Raw genomic sequence first — 14,399 nt, 5'->3', positions numbered from 1 at the left:
TTAACGCAAGTTGATGGTGGTGTTCACACCATCGTTGACGCTGTCGTCATCGAACCAGCGACTGGTGACCGTCTTGGTCTGAGTGTAGAACTGCACCACTTGCTTGCCATACGGACCGAGGTCGCCGAGCTTCGAACCACGGGAACCGGTGAAGCTGAAGAACGGGACCGGCACCGGAATCGGGATGTTGATGCCGACCTGGCCAACGTCGATTTCGGTCTGGAATTTACGCGCCGCCGCACCGCTCTGAGTGAACAGGCCCGTGCCGTTGCCGAACGGGTTGGCGTTGACCAGCGCGATGGCCTCGTCGAGGGTGTCGACTTCCAGAACCACCAGCACCGGGCCGAAGATTTCCTGGGTGTAGATTTGCATCTCGGGCGTCACGCCGGAGAACAGAGTCGGGCCGACAAAATTGCCTTTCTCAAAGCCTGGAACGGTGACGTCGCGACCATCCAGCTCCAGCTTGGCGCCTTCCTTGATGCCGCTTTCGATCAGATCGAGAATCCGCTGTTTGGCTTTTTTCGAGATCACCGGGCCAACGTCAGTGCCCGGCTCGCTGCCGGCATTCACGGTGAGCTTTTGCGCCAGCGCTTTCAGGTCAGGCAACCATTGTTTGGCCGCGCCCACCAACACCACCACCGAAGTGGCCATGCAACGTTGCCCCGCGGCACCGAAACCGGCACCGACCAGGGCATTGAGCGCTTGTACGCGATTGGCATCCGGCAGCACCACAGCGTGGTTTTTCGCGCCCATCATCGATTGCACGCGCTTGCCGTGTTTACCGGCCAGGTCGTAGACGTGAGTACCGACCGCGGTCGAACCGACGAAGGACACAGCCTTGATGTCCTTGTGTGTGCAGAGCGCATCCACCACATCCTTGCCGCCATGGACCACGTTGAGCACGCCCGCCGGAACGCCGGCCTCGATCGCCAGTTCCACCAGCAGCATGGTCGACATCGGGTCCTGTTCGGACGGCTTGAGCACAAAGGTGTTGCCGCAGGCGATCGCCATCGGGAACATCCACAGCGGAATCATCGCCGGGAAGTTGAACGGGGTGATGCCGGCGCAAACGCCGATGGGCTGACGCAGGGTGTAGGTATCAACGCCGCCCGCGACGTTCTCGGCAAACTCGCCCATTTGCAAGCTGCCGATGGAGCAAGCGTGTTCGACCACTTCCAGGCCGCGGAAGATATCGCCTTCAGCGTCGGCGATGGTTTTGCCTTGCTCGTTGCTGAGTACCACGGCGATGCGCTTGGAGTGTTCGCGAATCAACGCCTGGAGCTTGAGCATGATGCGCATCCGCGCGCCGATCGGCGTCAGCTTCCAGGTCTGGAAGGCGCGATGGGCGGCGCTGATCGCGGCGTCCACTTCCTGCGCGGTGGCGAACGGAACCTTGGCCAGCACTTGCTGGGTCGCCGGGTTGACGATGTCGTGCCACTCGGTGGTCTGGGACTCGACCCACTCGCCATCGATCAACAGCTTGACCTTTTGGACAGTGGTTTCGTTTGGCGTAAGCGATGCGTTCATGTTGGGTCTCCGGGACGTTGTTGTTATCTAGAGAACTATCTTGGGAGCCAAGGCGAGAAGCAGCCTTGAGATGAGACGTGTGTCGCGAATTGGTTGTCGGACTGTTTTTGGAGTATAGATGTGCAAACTTCTAATAAGAACGCACATAAAAGCCGGTCCATCATGCAAAAAAACATCACGTCCTTAGGCTCGTTGAACTGGGATGACCTCAAGTTTTTCCTCGAAGTCGCCCGCACCCGCAAGGCCAGCACCGCGGCCAAGCGCCTGGCGGTGGACTACACCACCGTGTCGCGGCGCATCAGCTCGCTGGAAGCGGCACTGGGTACATTGCTGTTCGAGAAATCCCGGACCAGCGGTTTTGTCCTGACCGCCGAAGGCCAGCGTTTGCTCGGTTACGCCGAGTCGATAGAAAGCACACTGCACATGGCCTGCGAGCAGGTTTCAGGTTCCGGCGTGGCGCTGTCGGGGCATGTGCGCATGGGTTGCACCGAAGGTTTCGGCAGCTTTTTCATCACCCCACAGCTGAGCCATTTCGTCGACGCCTACCCGGCGATCTCCGTGGACATCCTGCCGCTGCCACACTTCATAAGCCTGTCCAAGCGCGAGGCCGACATCGTCATTGCCCTGGAGCGCCCGGAGCATGGCCCGTACGTCTGCTGCAAACTCTGCGACTACAAACTGCAGCTGTACGCGACTCAGGATTATCTGGACAAACACCCGCCGATCCGCCGCCCGGCAGATTTGGGCAAGCATTCATTCATCAGTTATGTGGATGATCTGGCGTTCAGCTCGGAGCTGTTGTACCTGGCGAACGTATTGCCCGGCGCCAGCGCCAACTTGCGCAGCACCAGTGTGATCGCGCAATTCGTGGCGGCGCAGCAAGGACGCTCGCTGGCGATTTTGCCGTGCTTCCTCGCGGCTCAGGACCCGCGTTTGCTGCCGGTGTTACCGGAAGAGATCAACATCACCCGGCAATTCTGGATGTACTGCCGCGAGGACCTGAGGAAGCTCAAGCGGATTACCCTGTTGTGGGATTACATTCGCGCCGTCACTGAGCAGAATCAGGGTCTGTTGATGGGTGAAAGCCGGGAAATGCTGTTCGCCGACTAATCAGCGCTTACCACGATCGACACCCGGCGGTTTTCGGTGCGGCCAGCAGCAGTGTCGTTCGACGTCACCGGCTGACTGCTGCCGAGACCGCGCAGCTGGATGTTTTCGTCTTTCATGCCGACCGTGGTCAGCACCTTGCCGACGCTTTTCGCGCGACGCAGGGAGAGTTGTTCGTTGTAGGATTCTTTGCCCGAAGCATCGGTGTGACCGTCGACCCGCACTCGCTCGATACCGACACCGAGCAATGCCTTGCCGATCTTTTGGACGATCTCGGTACTGGCGGCGTTCAGGCTGTCGTCGTCACTGCCAAACAGCACTTTGCCGGACAAACCAAACGCCCAGCCCTCATCGGTCAGCTCGAAGCCTTGCTGTTTGAGCACAGCGATTTGCGCCGGGGTCAGGCCCTTTTGCGGTGCGGTCTGGCATCCGGCCAATGCCAGCACGGCCATGAACAAGGTGATCGTGAAAAATCGCAGGGAACGCGGGGTGATTGAGAACACAACAATTAGCTCCTGGTTTGAACGTGGGCGACCGGGTGCTCCGACCCGGACGTGTGTTGTGCACCTCGGGAAAGGCGTTTGGCCTGGTACATGGCCGCGTCGGCGGCATTGAGCAGCGCGCCCGGTGTGGCGCCATGATCCGGGTACACGGCAATGCCGATACTGAGTGAGGTCAGGACCTGAGTATGACCCGGTAACGGGATGGGCACTTCCATGCTGGCGAGGATCTTGTCGGCAATCCGCTCAGCGTCTTCGGTTTTATGCAGCGGCGTCAGCAATACCGCAAACTCGTCACCGCCCAGACGCGCCACCAGATCCTCTTCGCGCAACTGCGCCCGGACCCTGCTGGCCACCGCAACCAGCACGGCATCGCCGGCGGCATGCCCGAAACCATCGTTGATTTCCTTGAACCGGTCGCTGTCGAGAAACAACACGGCCACACGCTCATTGAGTTTGTGGGCATTGCGCAGCGCGCGAATCAGGCGGCCTTCGAAGAACGCCCGGTTCGGCAACCCGGTGAGGCTGTCGTGGCTGGCCTGATGCGCCAGCGTTTCGTTTTCGCTTTGAAGGTGGGTCTGCCAGGACTCGAGTTCATCGAGCAAGGCATTGAAGTCGTTGCCCAGGTTATCGAGTTCGGCGATGTCAGCGGGCGGCACACGGCGGTCGAAGGCTCGATCGCTACGGGCGGCGTGGGCAACGGTGGCGAGGCTGCGCAGTGGACCCGTTATGCCGCGAAGTTGTCGACGCGCCAGATAGAGGGCGACCCAGGCGCTGATGGCTGTGCACAGGACGATTCCCACCAAACCGCTGAGAAGGAAGCGCAGCAGGCTGCCGCCATGACCGGTGAGCTGGATGCTGCCGATTTCCCGACCTTGATGAACGATCGGCATGTCGATGGGTTTTTCGAGGAAAGCCTTGGCAATCTGCATTTCGAGCTCGGAGAACAGCCCGGTTTCCGGTCGCTGCCAACGCGCGAGCAACGTGCCTTTTTGGTCCAGCACCTGAGCGTCGGCGACCTCTTCAGTGGAGGCGATCAATGCCAGCGCTTCCTTGGCCGCGGCTTTGTCATTGAACACCACTGCGGCTTCCACCGTGTAATTGATCGAACGCGCAATCAGGTGCAGGTTGTGGTCGGCATACACCCGCAAGGCCAACACACCCAGCAGTGTCAGCGAGACGCTGGCCATGGCCACGCCCACCAGGGCAACGATCAAGTGCCCGCGGCCAATGACCGAACGCAAGGTGGGGCGACTACCTGGTTTGAATAGCCTCATGGCGCCGTCGACTTGCGGCGCGACAGTTGCAGCACGCTGGGGTGAATGCGCACACCACTGCGGGCGACGGAGTCGAGGTTGACCTCGAAGGACACCTGATCATCAGTGACCCTGAGGCAAAACAGGCTGCCGACGGTGCATTGATCGTCGCTTTCGCTGATGCTCAGCACCGGACGTCCTGTCAACGAAGAGAAGAGTTGGCTGCGCTCGTCACCGGTCAACTTGCCGATGTACACCGCATCGCACTCACTGACAATCGAGGGGTTGTCGGCCAACAGCCGGCGCACGGTGACGGGCCGGCCGGTGGCCTGGGTCGTGCCCTTGACCAGGTCGTCAGTGTATTCGGTGGGGCCGACCACGCAGAGGCGCAGCTGTGCAGGCTCAACAGGCCAGCGCGCGTAACTGAGAATCCCGAGGACAACCTGCGTGACCGATTTGGCGCGTTGGTCGGCCATGCTCATCGGGGTTTCCGATTGAGCGAACACAACACCGCTCAGCAAGTAGAGAAACCCCGCGAGCAGCACTTGCTTGCGGCCAACGACGCGCCCTGTCGTCCAGACAGCCACCTTCATGCAGGGATTCTCTTCGATGTTACGGAATGATGCCGCAACGATAGCATAGGGTTGAACCCCCAGCGAGGCGACGCACTACGGCACTTCGGACAGTTTTCGTCATCCAGCGCCCCCCTTTCAATGGCTCGAATCGATCCCATCTTCCAACTCCAGCATCAGCCCGCTCAAGCGCTTGACCTTGCGTCGTACGGCCTCTTCAAAAACCCCGGCACGAGGTTCGATCAGGGTGAACCAGTTTTTGGCCCGGGTGATCCCGGTATAGATCAGTTCCTTGGTCAGTACCGGGTTCAAGGCATCCGGCAGAATCAACGCCGTATGGGCAAACTCCGAGCCCTGGGATTTGTGTACGGTCATGGCGTAAACCGTTTCGACATCGTTGAGCCGACTCGGAAGAACGAATCGCACGCCCCCCTGGCCATCATTACGCGGAAACGCGACACGCAGGACGTGTTTGCCTGACTCGAGTCCATCACGTTCCGGCAGTTTGAGCGCAATGCCGATGTCGCCGTTCATCAACCCCAGGCCATAGTCGTTGCGCGTCATCAAAACGGGCCGACCTTCGTACCACTGCTGGTCGCTGTCGATCAGTCGAGCCTTGAGCAGGGCGGCGGTCACACGCTGATTCAAACCCTCCACGCCCCACGGCCCTTTGCGTACGGCGCACAACAACTGGAAGGCGTCGAAGGCTTGCAACACCTGACGTGCCCAATCGGTCCAGCATGGATCATCGAGTTGGCTGTCGAGCGGTGGCCGTTGGCTGCGAATAAGATTCAAGTAGTGGCGATAACCTTGCGGTCCGTCGCCATGGCCTTCGAGCAGCAAGCGCTCCAGCGCCCGGTCTTGCTCACCTTTGAGGGGCAAGGAAAACACGTCGTCATGACTTTGAGCCGCCAGCAACGTGTGCGCTTCTTCCGGTTGTTGCTGGTTGACCCAACGCGCCAACTGGCCGATGCCGCTGCCCTCACCGAACCGGCGCGAGTGGCGCAACATCACCACTTGCTGGGCCAAAGGGTGAGTTCCGTCAGCGTCTTCCTGCAAACCGCTGGCGTCCAGATTTTCACCACTGACCGTTTCCAGCCACTGGCGAGTTTGCGAGCTGTACCAACCAGCCTCGGCGTCGCGGCATAGATCTCCCAGCACAGCGCCGGCCTCCACCGATGCCAGTTGATCTTTGTCGCCGAGCAGCACCAACCGGGCATGAGCGGGCATCGCGTCGAGCAGGTTGGCCATCATTTCCAGGTCGATCATCGAGGCTTCGTCCACCACCAGTACATCCAGCGGCAAGCGATTGCCGGCATGGTGACGGAAGTGCCGGGTGCCAGGCCGACTGCCAAGCAAGCGGTGCACGGTGGTCACGTCAGACGGAATCTTTTCTCTAACGGTTTGCGCGACGTCCAGCGTCCGGACTTGCTGGCTGATGGACTCCGTCAGCCGTGCCGCCGCTTTGCCGGTGGGTGCGGCCAGACGGATGCGCAATGGTTTACCAGCCTCCACTGCGGGAGCCTGAAGCAATGCCAACAACCTCACGACCGTGGTGGTTTTGCCGGTCCCCGGGCCGCCGGTGACAATACTGAAAGGACTACGAGTCGCCAGAGCACAGGCGAGTTTCTGCCAGTCGATCACTTCGCCGGATTTGGCTGGACCGAACAAACCTGTCAGGCGTTGAGGTAAATCATTCGGCGTTGTTTCATGCTCAGCCAGGCGCAGGCGCAGGGCGTTGTCGATGCGTCTTTCGTAAACCCAGTAGCGACGCAGGTACAGGCGCTTGCCCGACAAAACCAAGGGCCGGGATTGCGCCGCCTCACGACCATCGACGGCCAGCGCCACCAGACGGCTGGACGCCAGAACCTTGCACCAATGGGCGCCGTCCAGCGCTTCAAGCAGTTGCGAGGGCAACAACATCGCGCCACTTTGCAGATCGCCTTCGGGTGGCAGCGACAGGGCGAAATCCGGCTCTTTGAGCGTCTCGAACAGATCCAGGCAGACATGGCCGTGACCCAGTTGGTGACTGGTCAATGCGGCAGCGAGCAACACCAGCGGATCGTCGTCGGGGGCAAGTTCGTGGAGGAAGGCCACAAAGGCCTTGTCCAGCGCTCGCAGCCAGCCGCGTTCAACCCAGCGCGTCAGCAACAGCAACAAATCATCGGCGCGACTCAGGGGCGCGAGATCCGCCAGGCTTCCGGCTGCCAATGGCGTGGGCAGTAAATCGGCGAAGGTGCGACTCATAGCAGTACTCCCTGTTCCCAGGCGGGTTCGGCCTTCGGTTCTGCTTTGCCCTGAAACAGACGATCCAGACGCTCGATCAGCTCTCTGGGCGGACGGGCGAAACACACGCCCTGGGTGGATGCCCGCGTACCGCGCAGGAACAGATACAGCGCGCCACCGACATGCCGGTCGTAATCGTAGTCGACAAGCCGCGCCTTGAGCTGGCGATGCAGGGCCAGCAGGTACAACACGTATTGCAGGTCGTAGCGATTGTCGAGGATCGACTGTTCCATGGCCTGTTCGGTGTAGGCCGCGTCATCGGGGCCGAGCCAATTGGATTTGTAGTCGGCGACGTAATATCGGCCATCGTGCTCGAACGTCAGGTCGATAAACCCTTTGAACATGCCGTTGAGCAAAACCGGTTCGGCGGCCACACGGGCGACGCCATTGTGGGTGTATTGGCGCACCAGTTCATCCAGCTTGAGCACGTCGACTTTGTGACTGGCGAACCAGAATTCCATCTCGACACGGTATTGGGTGAGCTGCTCGAACACGACCGGAGCCTGGCTTCCGCCGAGGTGCAACGGAGATTTGAGCAAGTGTTGCAGCCAATCGCTCAGGGTGGTGATCCAGCCTTCCCAGCCACGGCGATTGCAGCGACGGGCAATGGCGTCTTCAACGACTTGTGGTGCGGCAGTGAAACCTTCATCACCGGCCCATTCCAGCAAACCATGGAGAAAGGTGCCAGGGTTTGGACCGCGGGGGAATCGATGGATATCAGCACCGCCGGCGACCACTTCTCGCGGTGCGTCCGGATCGAGGCGTTCGTCATCGAAGAGCTTTTGCGCTTGCGGGCTCTCCGGCGCTTCGTCACTGCCCACGCTCAAACTGTCGCCGATGCGCAAAGCGCTGTACGAGGCAATCCACCAGTTTTCGCTGGCCTTGCGTTTGGGTATCAGCGGCGCGAGCAACGTCGCGTCATTGCGGGGAGGATGGTAATGCTCGGCCGTTGCTGGCGGCATGTCACCGTACAGAAGTGCCGGGCAGTCCAGTTGAAGGTCTTCGAGCCAGCGTTTCAAACCTGCGGACTCGACCAGTGGAGCTCCACCACCCAGCAAGTAACCCAAGGCAGAAAGGTGCAGCACCGAGCCGTTGTTATTGCCTCGCTTGAGATCGGTCACACCGAGCCAGCAGGCATGTTGCGCCCGGGTCAGGGCGACATAGAGCAGACGCAAATCCTCGGCTAGACGCTCATCATCGGCCAGGGCGATCAACTCGGCAGTCGGCTTCAAAGTCACCTGGGCCTTGCCGTTTGCATCGTGGTAATGCAGCGGCAAACGGCTGCCATCCACGGGTTTTGCCGAGCAGATAAACGGCAGAAACACCAAGGGATACTCAAGGCCCTTGGATTTGTGAATGGTCACGACCTTGACCAGCTGCTCGTCGCTTTCCAGACGCAGGATTTGTTCTTCGCCGGCCTGACCGGACAAAGCCAGATGCTCGGACAGATGACGAATCAGCGCCTGCTCGCCATCGAGTTCGGCAGCGGCCTGTTGCAACAGCTCGGAGAGGTGCAACAAGTTAGTCAGTACCCGTTCGCCATCGCTGCGCGCGATCAACGACCGCGGTAGCTGGAAGTCATGCAGCAAGCGCCGCAACATGGGCAGCACGCCTTGCTTGCGCCACAACTCGCGATAACCGCGGAACTGCATGACCCGCGCTTCCCAAGCCAGTTCATCCTGATTCAGCCGCTCCAGTTCCGCCAGGGACAGGTTGAGCGTGATGCAGGCCAACGCGGCTCGCAGTGGCCGCTCGACATCCGGCTCGGCGCAGGCTTTGAGCCAGGTCAACAGGTCGTGGGCTTCTTGAGCGGCGAATACCGAATCCTTGTCCGACAGATAAACGCTGCGCACACCTCTGGCGGACAATTCGCCACGCACGGCCTGGGCCTCTTTGCCGTCGCGGACCAGGATCGCGATGTCGGCTGGTAGCAGGCCCCTGAATTCCTTGTCCTTCTCTATGAACCCTGCCCGGCCTGGTTGGCCGCCATTGAGTAATGCGGTGATTTCACTGGCGCAGGCGGCGGCGAGTTTTTGTCGGTATTCCACGCCGGACAGTGGCTGATCGGCGGACAGGTGCCAGATGTTCAGCGCTGGCACAAGCTGGCCGTCGATGTGCAGAACTTCTTTTCGCCCTTGGGATTCGACGGGCAGAAACGGCACCGGGTTGTCGCCGTTCTTTTCACGAAACAGGAACGCGCCGCGCCCCAGCTCACGAGACTCGGCGCGCTCGAACACATGGTTCACCGCATTGACCATGCCATGGCTGGAGCGGAAGTTCGTACCGAGTGTATGCAGACGGCCGGCGGTGGCCTGGCGGGCGCGCAGGTAGGTGTAGATGTCGGCACCGCGAAAAGCGTAGATCGCTTGCTTGGGGTCGCCGATCAGAAACAGGCCGCATTCGGGGTTGTTGTCTTCGATGCGATAGATACTTTCGAAAATCCGATACTGCACCGGGTCGGTGTCCTGGAACTCATCAATCAGCGCCACCGGAAACTGTTCGCGAATCAGGGTCGCCAGCCGTTCACCGCCATCAGATTGCAACGCCGCATCGAGGCGCAACAGCATGTCATCGAAGCCCATCTCCGCGCGGCGTCGTTTTTCTTCCTCGAACCGTGCTCCGACCCACTGAGCAGCATGTTGCAGAACGGCAGCGTCGGGGGTTGGCAAGCCGTCAAGGCTGGCCTTGAGCCCGGGCATGGCGTCCAGCCCCGGATGACGGGGTGCGTCGCCCTTCCAGGCTTCGGCCATGCCGTCAGGCGTCAGGCGAGTGAAGCCAGTGCCAATATCCAACTGCTCGAGGGACTCATCTTCGGCCCAGGCTTTCAACTTTTCGAACCAGGGTTCGAAATAACGTGCCTGCATCTTTCGGCCGTCGACGCTCTTGCTCGCAACACCTTGGTGGCAGATGCCGAGCAACTCATCTGCCCACTGGCGCCATGGCATCTTGAGTTCAAGCAAAGCTAATCGTCGTTCCTGCAAGCACTCGGTGATCAGCTCGGCAGGTGCCTTGCCTTCAACGCTGTCACGCTCGCTGGCGAACAAGCTGCGTACGCGCGGCAACAGCGCTGCCGGCCCCCCCCAATTACCCCGCACCCAGTTCAGTGCATCACCCTGCATCGGGTAGCAGAACAGCCGCCAGTAATCACGCAAGACTTCGCCCAGCAAATCGCTGTGATCGGTTTCCAGGGTCTGGGTAAACAGGCTGCCACTGTCGAAGGCGTGCTCGCGCAACATGCGCTGGCACCAACTGTGGATGGTCGAGACGGCGGCTTCATCCATCCACTGCGCGGCGATGTCCAGACGGTTTGCGCAGCCAGACCACTGTTCGGGCAGGTACTCGTCACGCAGTTCAGCGATGAGGCTATCGGGAGCCTGGGTCTCATCACGAAAGTATCGGGCCGCTTCGGCAAGACGGGTGCGAATACGTTCACGCAGCTCTTTGGTTGCGGCATCGGTGAACGTCACAACGAGGATTTGCGGCGGCAACAGTTCACGCCCAAAACCAGTCGATTCGCCGCCGTGGCCGAGGACCAGACGCAGGTAAAGTGCAGAAATGGTGAAGGTCTTGCCGGTACCGGCGCTCGCTTCGATCAGTTGGCTGCCGCTCAGGGGGAACGCCAGGGCCAGCGGTGTTTTCGTGGTCATGAGCGCGCCTCCTCGCTGGTCAATGAACGCCAGGGGGCTTCGAGCATCGGTTTGTACAAAGCGTTGCACCAATCGGGGAAGGTCTCGTCAGCGGTCAGAGCGTCGTAATCGGCGAACTGTCGGGCGAGTGCAGGGCTTTCGCGGCGCTCGCCGCCGGTGGTTTGACCGTCGCCTTCATAGGCCTTGCGCGCGGCGGCGTCGGCTTTGAGTGGGTCAGTTTGAGAGAGCCACGCGAAGGCTGTTTTCACCGCGATCGGAAGGGGTTGGCGCATGCCTGTTTGCCATGCTTGCAACAGGTTACTGAGGGCATGACGTGCAGCGTCCTCCTCCAAAGGGGCGAGTAGAAGAGTGTCATCACTGGCCACTAACGCGGTGGTCATCGACATGCCGCTGGCGCAAGCGACCAAATGATTGACCCACGGTCGCGTCAGTCGATGCCACTTGCGGGTCTTGATCGAACCGATGCTGTTGGGAATCGTGGTGACCGACAGCAGGCCGCCATCCGCACGTTGATGCAGACCACTGAGCCAGCCTTCAAGGCGCAGGCCTTCCAGCTCCAGGTTGACTGGCAACGCACTGGTCAGCGGTGTCGGCCACAACGCCAAGAGCTGTTGGTAACGCTGCAACAGATCCGGCAATGGCTCGATCAACTCTCGCTGCAGACATTCGCCGAAACCGGCCATGGGCAAGAGACCACTGTTCTGCAGACGCTTTGCCTGGGCCTCAAGCGCATGATCGGCGCGATCCAGTTGTCCGAGCGCCGCTTGGAGCAGACTGTCACTGAGGCTATAGCGTTGGAGAGCGTCAAGTACAAAGGGCTCTTCATCCGCCAGAGGTGCTTCAGCCGCTTCGAAGAACACCTTGAGTCGCTGACTGAAAAAATGTCGCACGGGATTGCGCAGGAAGTCCTGCAGTTGACCGAGACTTAGCGGCTCTTCTTGAACATAGGCGTCAAGGGCCTTGATTTCCGTTGCCTGTTCACCGGTCTGATGAAGCACCTGCCACTCGCTGGCATAGCTGAACAGGGCGTCGCCTTCATGAAAATAGCGGGCGCTGAAGGGTTGCAGCGGGTGTTCCTGAGTCATGGACTCAAGCAGCTTTTCACTGTCGGACTGTAATCGCCAGCCGCCGGCGAGGTGATCGCGCAGTTGGCCAATCAGTACCGAAGCCGGGCGTTCACTGTTGTCCCGAATGCTGCGGCCGACCCAGCTGATATAGAGTTGATCACGTGCCGACAACAGGGCTTCCAACAAGAGATAGCGGTCATCTTCGCGCCGGGAACGGTCACCCGGGCGGTAGTCGCTGCCCATGAGATCGAAGTCCAGCGGCGGTTGCGCTCTAGGGTAATCGCCGTCATTCATCCCAAGCAGGCAGACCAGTTTGAACGGGATCGCTCGCATCGGCATCAAGGTACAGAAGTTGACCGCCCCGGCCAGGAAGCGCTGGGAAAGGCGGCCTTGGTCTAGGCCTGCCAGCCAGGCTTCACGGACCACGGTCAACGGCAGTTCATCATGCAAGCCCACTGACTCGCAGGTCTCCAGCCAGGTTTCTCGCAGCTCTTCGAGTTGGGCCAGCAAGTAGTCGTCATGCTCATTGCTGGCCTGGAAAAACAGTAGCACCAACGCTTGCAACCGAGCGCCCCATTGCGTGGGCGGTGCGGGGCGAGTCAGTTCCTGATGGGCAATCTCCAGCGCGTCCAGCAGTGCGACCAAAGGTCCGATCAGCGCAGCGTCCAGGCCGCCAATTTCGTCGTATGGCTCAATGCCTTCGCAGGCAGTGGCGCTGCCGACGGCATAACCGAGCAGCATCCGGCGCAGGCCGAAACGCCAACTGTTTTGCTCCAGTTCTTGTGGCAAGCCCAGACCTGCACGCTGCTCGGCATTCATTCCCCAGCGAATACCGGCGCCTTCGATCCAGCGGTGCAGGGTTGGCAGGTCACGTTCCTCTACACCGAAGCGAGCGCGCAGTGAAGGTACGTCCAGCAAATCGAGGATCTCGCTGACGGGGAAGCGGCTGTCGGGCAGTTTGAGTAGATGCTCGACAGCAATCAGCAATGGATCGCGACCGCGCTGGCCTTGGTCCGTCAGTGTGAAGGGAATGAAGCGCGGATCGAAGCGATCAAGTTGACCGAATACTGCACGGATGTGCGGTGCGTAGCTGTCGATGTCCGGGACCATCACGATCACGTCGCGAGGTTTCAGGTCTGGATCAGCACTGAAGCGTGCGAGCAACTGATCGTGGAGGATCTCCACTTCGCGCTGGGCGCTATGGGCGATGTGGAAACGAATGGATTCGTCTTGGTTAAGATCGATAGCCGGCCAACGCTCGCGAGTCTCGTTGAGGGGGCGTAGCTCAAGGATGTCGTCCTGCAACTGGTTGAGCATGCTTCTTGGCTGGCTATCGCTGAACAAGTCGATGCGCCCATCACGGAATGCCGAACGGTAGCTGTTGGGATCGTCGTAGCTGTCGAGCAGATTGATGTAGTCCCGCCCCTGCTTACCCCATGCCGCCAATAGCGGGTGAGCATGTTGGTGAAGGGTTTGCGGATCGAGCACGACAGGCATGCCGTTCTTGCGAGCCTGGCGTTTGTATTGATGTCGTAACAGGTCTTTATCGGCGACGATGTCTGCCCAATGGTGGCGACATGGGTTGTGCACGCAAAGCAGAACCTGGCTGAATCGGGCCAGTCCGGCAAGTGCTTCCAGCGCTTGCGCCGGGAGAGAGGAGATGCCGAAAACGATCACCCGGGAAGGTAATCCAACGGGCGCCACGTCGAGGCTGTTGATACGTTCGATGAACCGCTGATGAACACCGGCGCGGCTTTGCGCCATGCCTTGCTCACCCACATCCAGCAACAGAGCCCGCCACAACTCTGCTTGCCAACAGTTGGCCGGAGTGAGGGGTTTGGCCTCGCCTCTGCCGTTTCGCAATTGATGACGACCTTCTGCCCAGTCTTCGAGCCAATCGGCCCGGTACACCTGGTATTGGTCGAACAGATCCGCCAGCCGCTCAGACAACTGGTAACGCTTGCGCAGATCGGTGTCATTGGTCAGGAAGCGTTGCAGCGGTTCGAAATGCGGTTGATTGATCAACTGTGGAAGCAGACGCATCAGGCGCCAGGTCAGTGGAGCCTTATCGAGCAGGGATTTGACCGGAATTTCATCACGCCCCAAAACCATGCGATAGAGCTGCCACATGAAGCTGCCCGGAAGTTGAACGTCGATCGCTGCCGCAATTCCGCAGCCGCCCATGTCGTCTTCTTCAGGGTCGTCAGCCAGAGCCAGCTTCAGCCACTGGGCGATGCCGTTGCTCTGTACCAGGGCGATTTCATTTTCCAAGGGAGCCAGCGGGTAGCGCCGCATCCAGCTGACCACCAGGCTGCGCAGCTCGTCCAGGCGGTTACCGTGAACAACCATAAAACCAGCACTGAGGGACGTCGCGTCCGGCATAAAGGCTTCCTTGGGAAAATACAAAATCTAGGGCCGAACCTTAGCATTGTCGGGA

8 protein-coding genes are annotated in these 14,399 nt (G+C 60.2%); 1 reads left to right on the top strand and 7 read right to left on the bottom strand.

Features of this window, described 5'->3' with window-relative positions; all coding sequences use genetic code 11:
- Positions 1–1,527 (bottom strand): CoA-acylating methylmalonate-semialdehyde dehydrogenase, encoded by a 1,527-nt coding sequence (locus tag ACA053_RS03430; protein WP_109627839.1) that lies wholly within the window; start codon positions 1,525–1,527, stop codon positions 1–3.
- 162 nt (positions 1,528–1,689) lie between these two features.
- Here ACA053_RS03430 and ACA053_RS03425 point away from each other — a divergent pair, with 162 nt between their 5' ends.
- The gene (locus tag ACA053_RS03425) at positions 1,690–2,637 is read left to right on the top strand and encodes a LysR family transcriptional regulator (protein WP_109627838.1); all 948 of its coding nucleotides are present in this window, start codon (positions 1,690–1,692) and stop codon (positions 2,635–2,637) included.
- Here ACA053_RS03425 and yfiB read toward each other — a convergent pair.
- From yfiB to recC, 6 genes are all read right to left on the bottom strand, one after another.
- Positions 2,634–3,137 carry an outer membrane lipoprotein YfiB gene (gene yfiB, locus ACA053_RS03420; protein WP_497315428.1) on the bottom strand — a complete coding sequence of 168 codons (504 nt, stop codon included), beginning with the start codon at positions 3,135–3,137 and terminating at the stop codon, positions 2,634–2,636. The two genes, ACA053_RS03425 and yfiB, sit on opposite strands and share 4 nt — an antisense overlap.
- 5 nt (positions 3,138–3,142) lie before the next feature.
- Positions 3,143–4,411 carry a diguanylate cyclase DgcN/YfiN gene (gene dgcN / locus ACA053_RS03415; protein WP_497315426.1) on the bottom strand — a complete coding sequence of 423 codons (1,269 nt, stop codon included), beginning with the start codon at positions 4,409–4,411 and terminating at the stop codon, positions 3,143–3,145.
- The gene (gene yfiR / locus ACA053_RS03410; protein ID WP_497394550.1) at positions 4,408–4,983 is read right to left on the bottom strand and encodes a regulatory sequestration protein YfiR; all 576 of its coding nucleotides are present in this window, start codon (positions 4,981–4,983) and stop codon (positions 4,408–4,410) included. Before yfiR ends, dgcN begins: the two co-directional genes overlap by 4 nt.
- A 117-nt stretch (positions 4,984–5,100) precedes the next feature.
- Positions 5,101–7,209, bottom strand: a complete 2,109-nt coding sequence (gene recD, locus ACA053_RS03405; RefSeq protein WP_497394549.1) for an exodeoxyribonuclease V subunit alpha — start codon at positions 7,207–7,209, stop codon at positions 5,101–5,103.
- Positions 7,206–10,895: an exodeoxyribonuclease V subunit beta gene (gene recB, locus ACA053_RS03400; protein ID WP_497394548.1), complete on the bottom strand. Its 3,690-nt coding sequence runs from the start codon at positions 10,893–10,895 to the stop codon at positions 7,206–7,208. Before recB ends, recD begins: the two co-directional genes overlap by 4 nt.
- A complete protein-coding gene (gene recC / locus ACA053_RS03395) occupies positions 10,892–14,344 on the bottom strand; it encodes an exodeoxyribonuclease V subunit gamma (RefSeq protein ID WP_497394547.1) in 3,453 nt (1,150 codons plus the stop codon). The genes recB and recC overlap by 4 nt, the downstream gene beginning before the upstream one ends.
- Positions 14,345–14,399 lie beyond the last annotated feature (55 nt).

This window comes from Pseudomonas sp. LBUM1672 (assembly GCF_059695655.1).
This window is presented reverse-complemented; position numbering and strand designations above follow the sequence as displayed.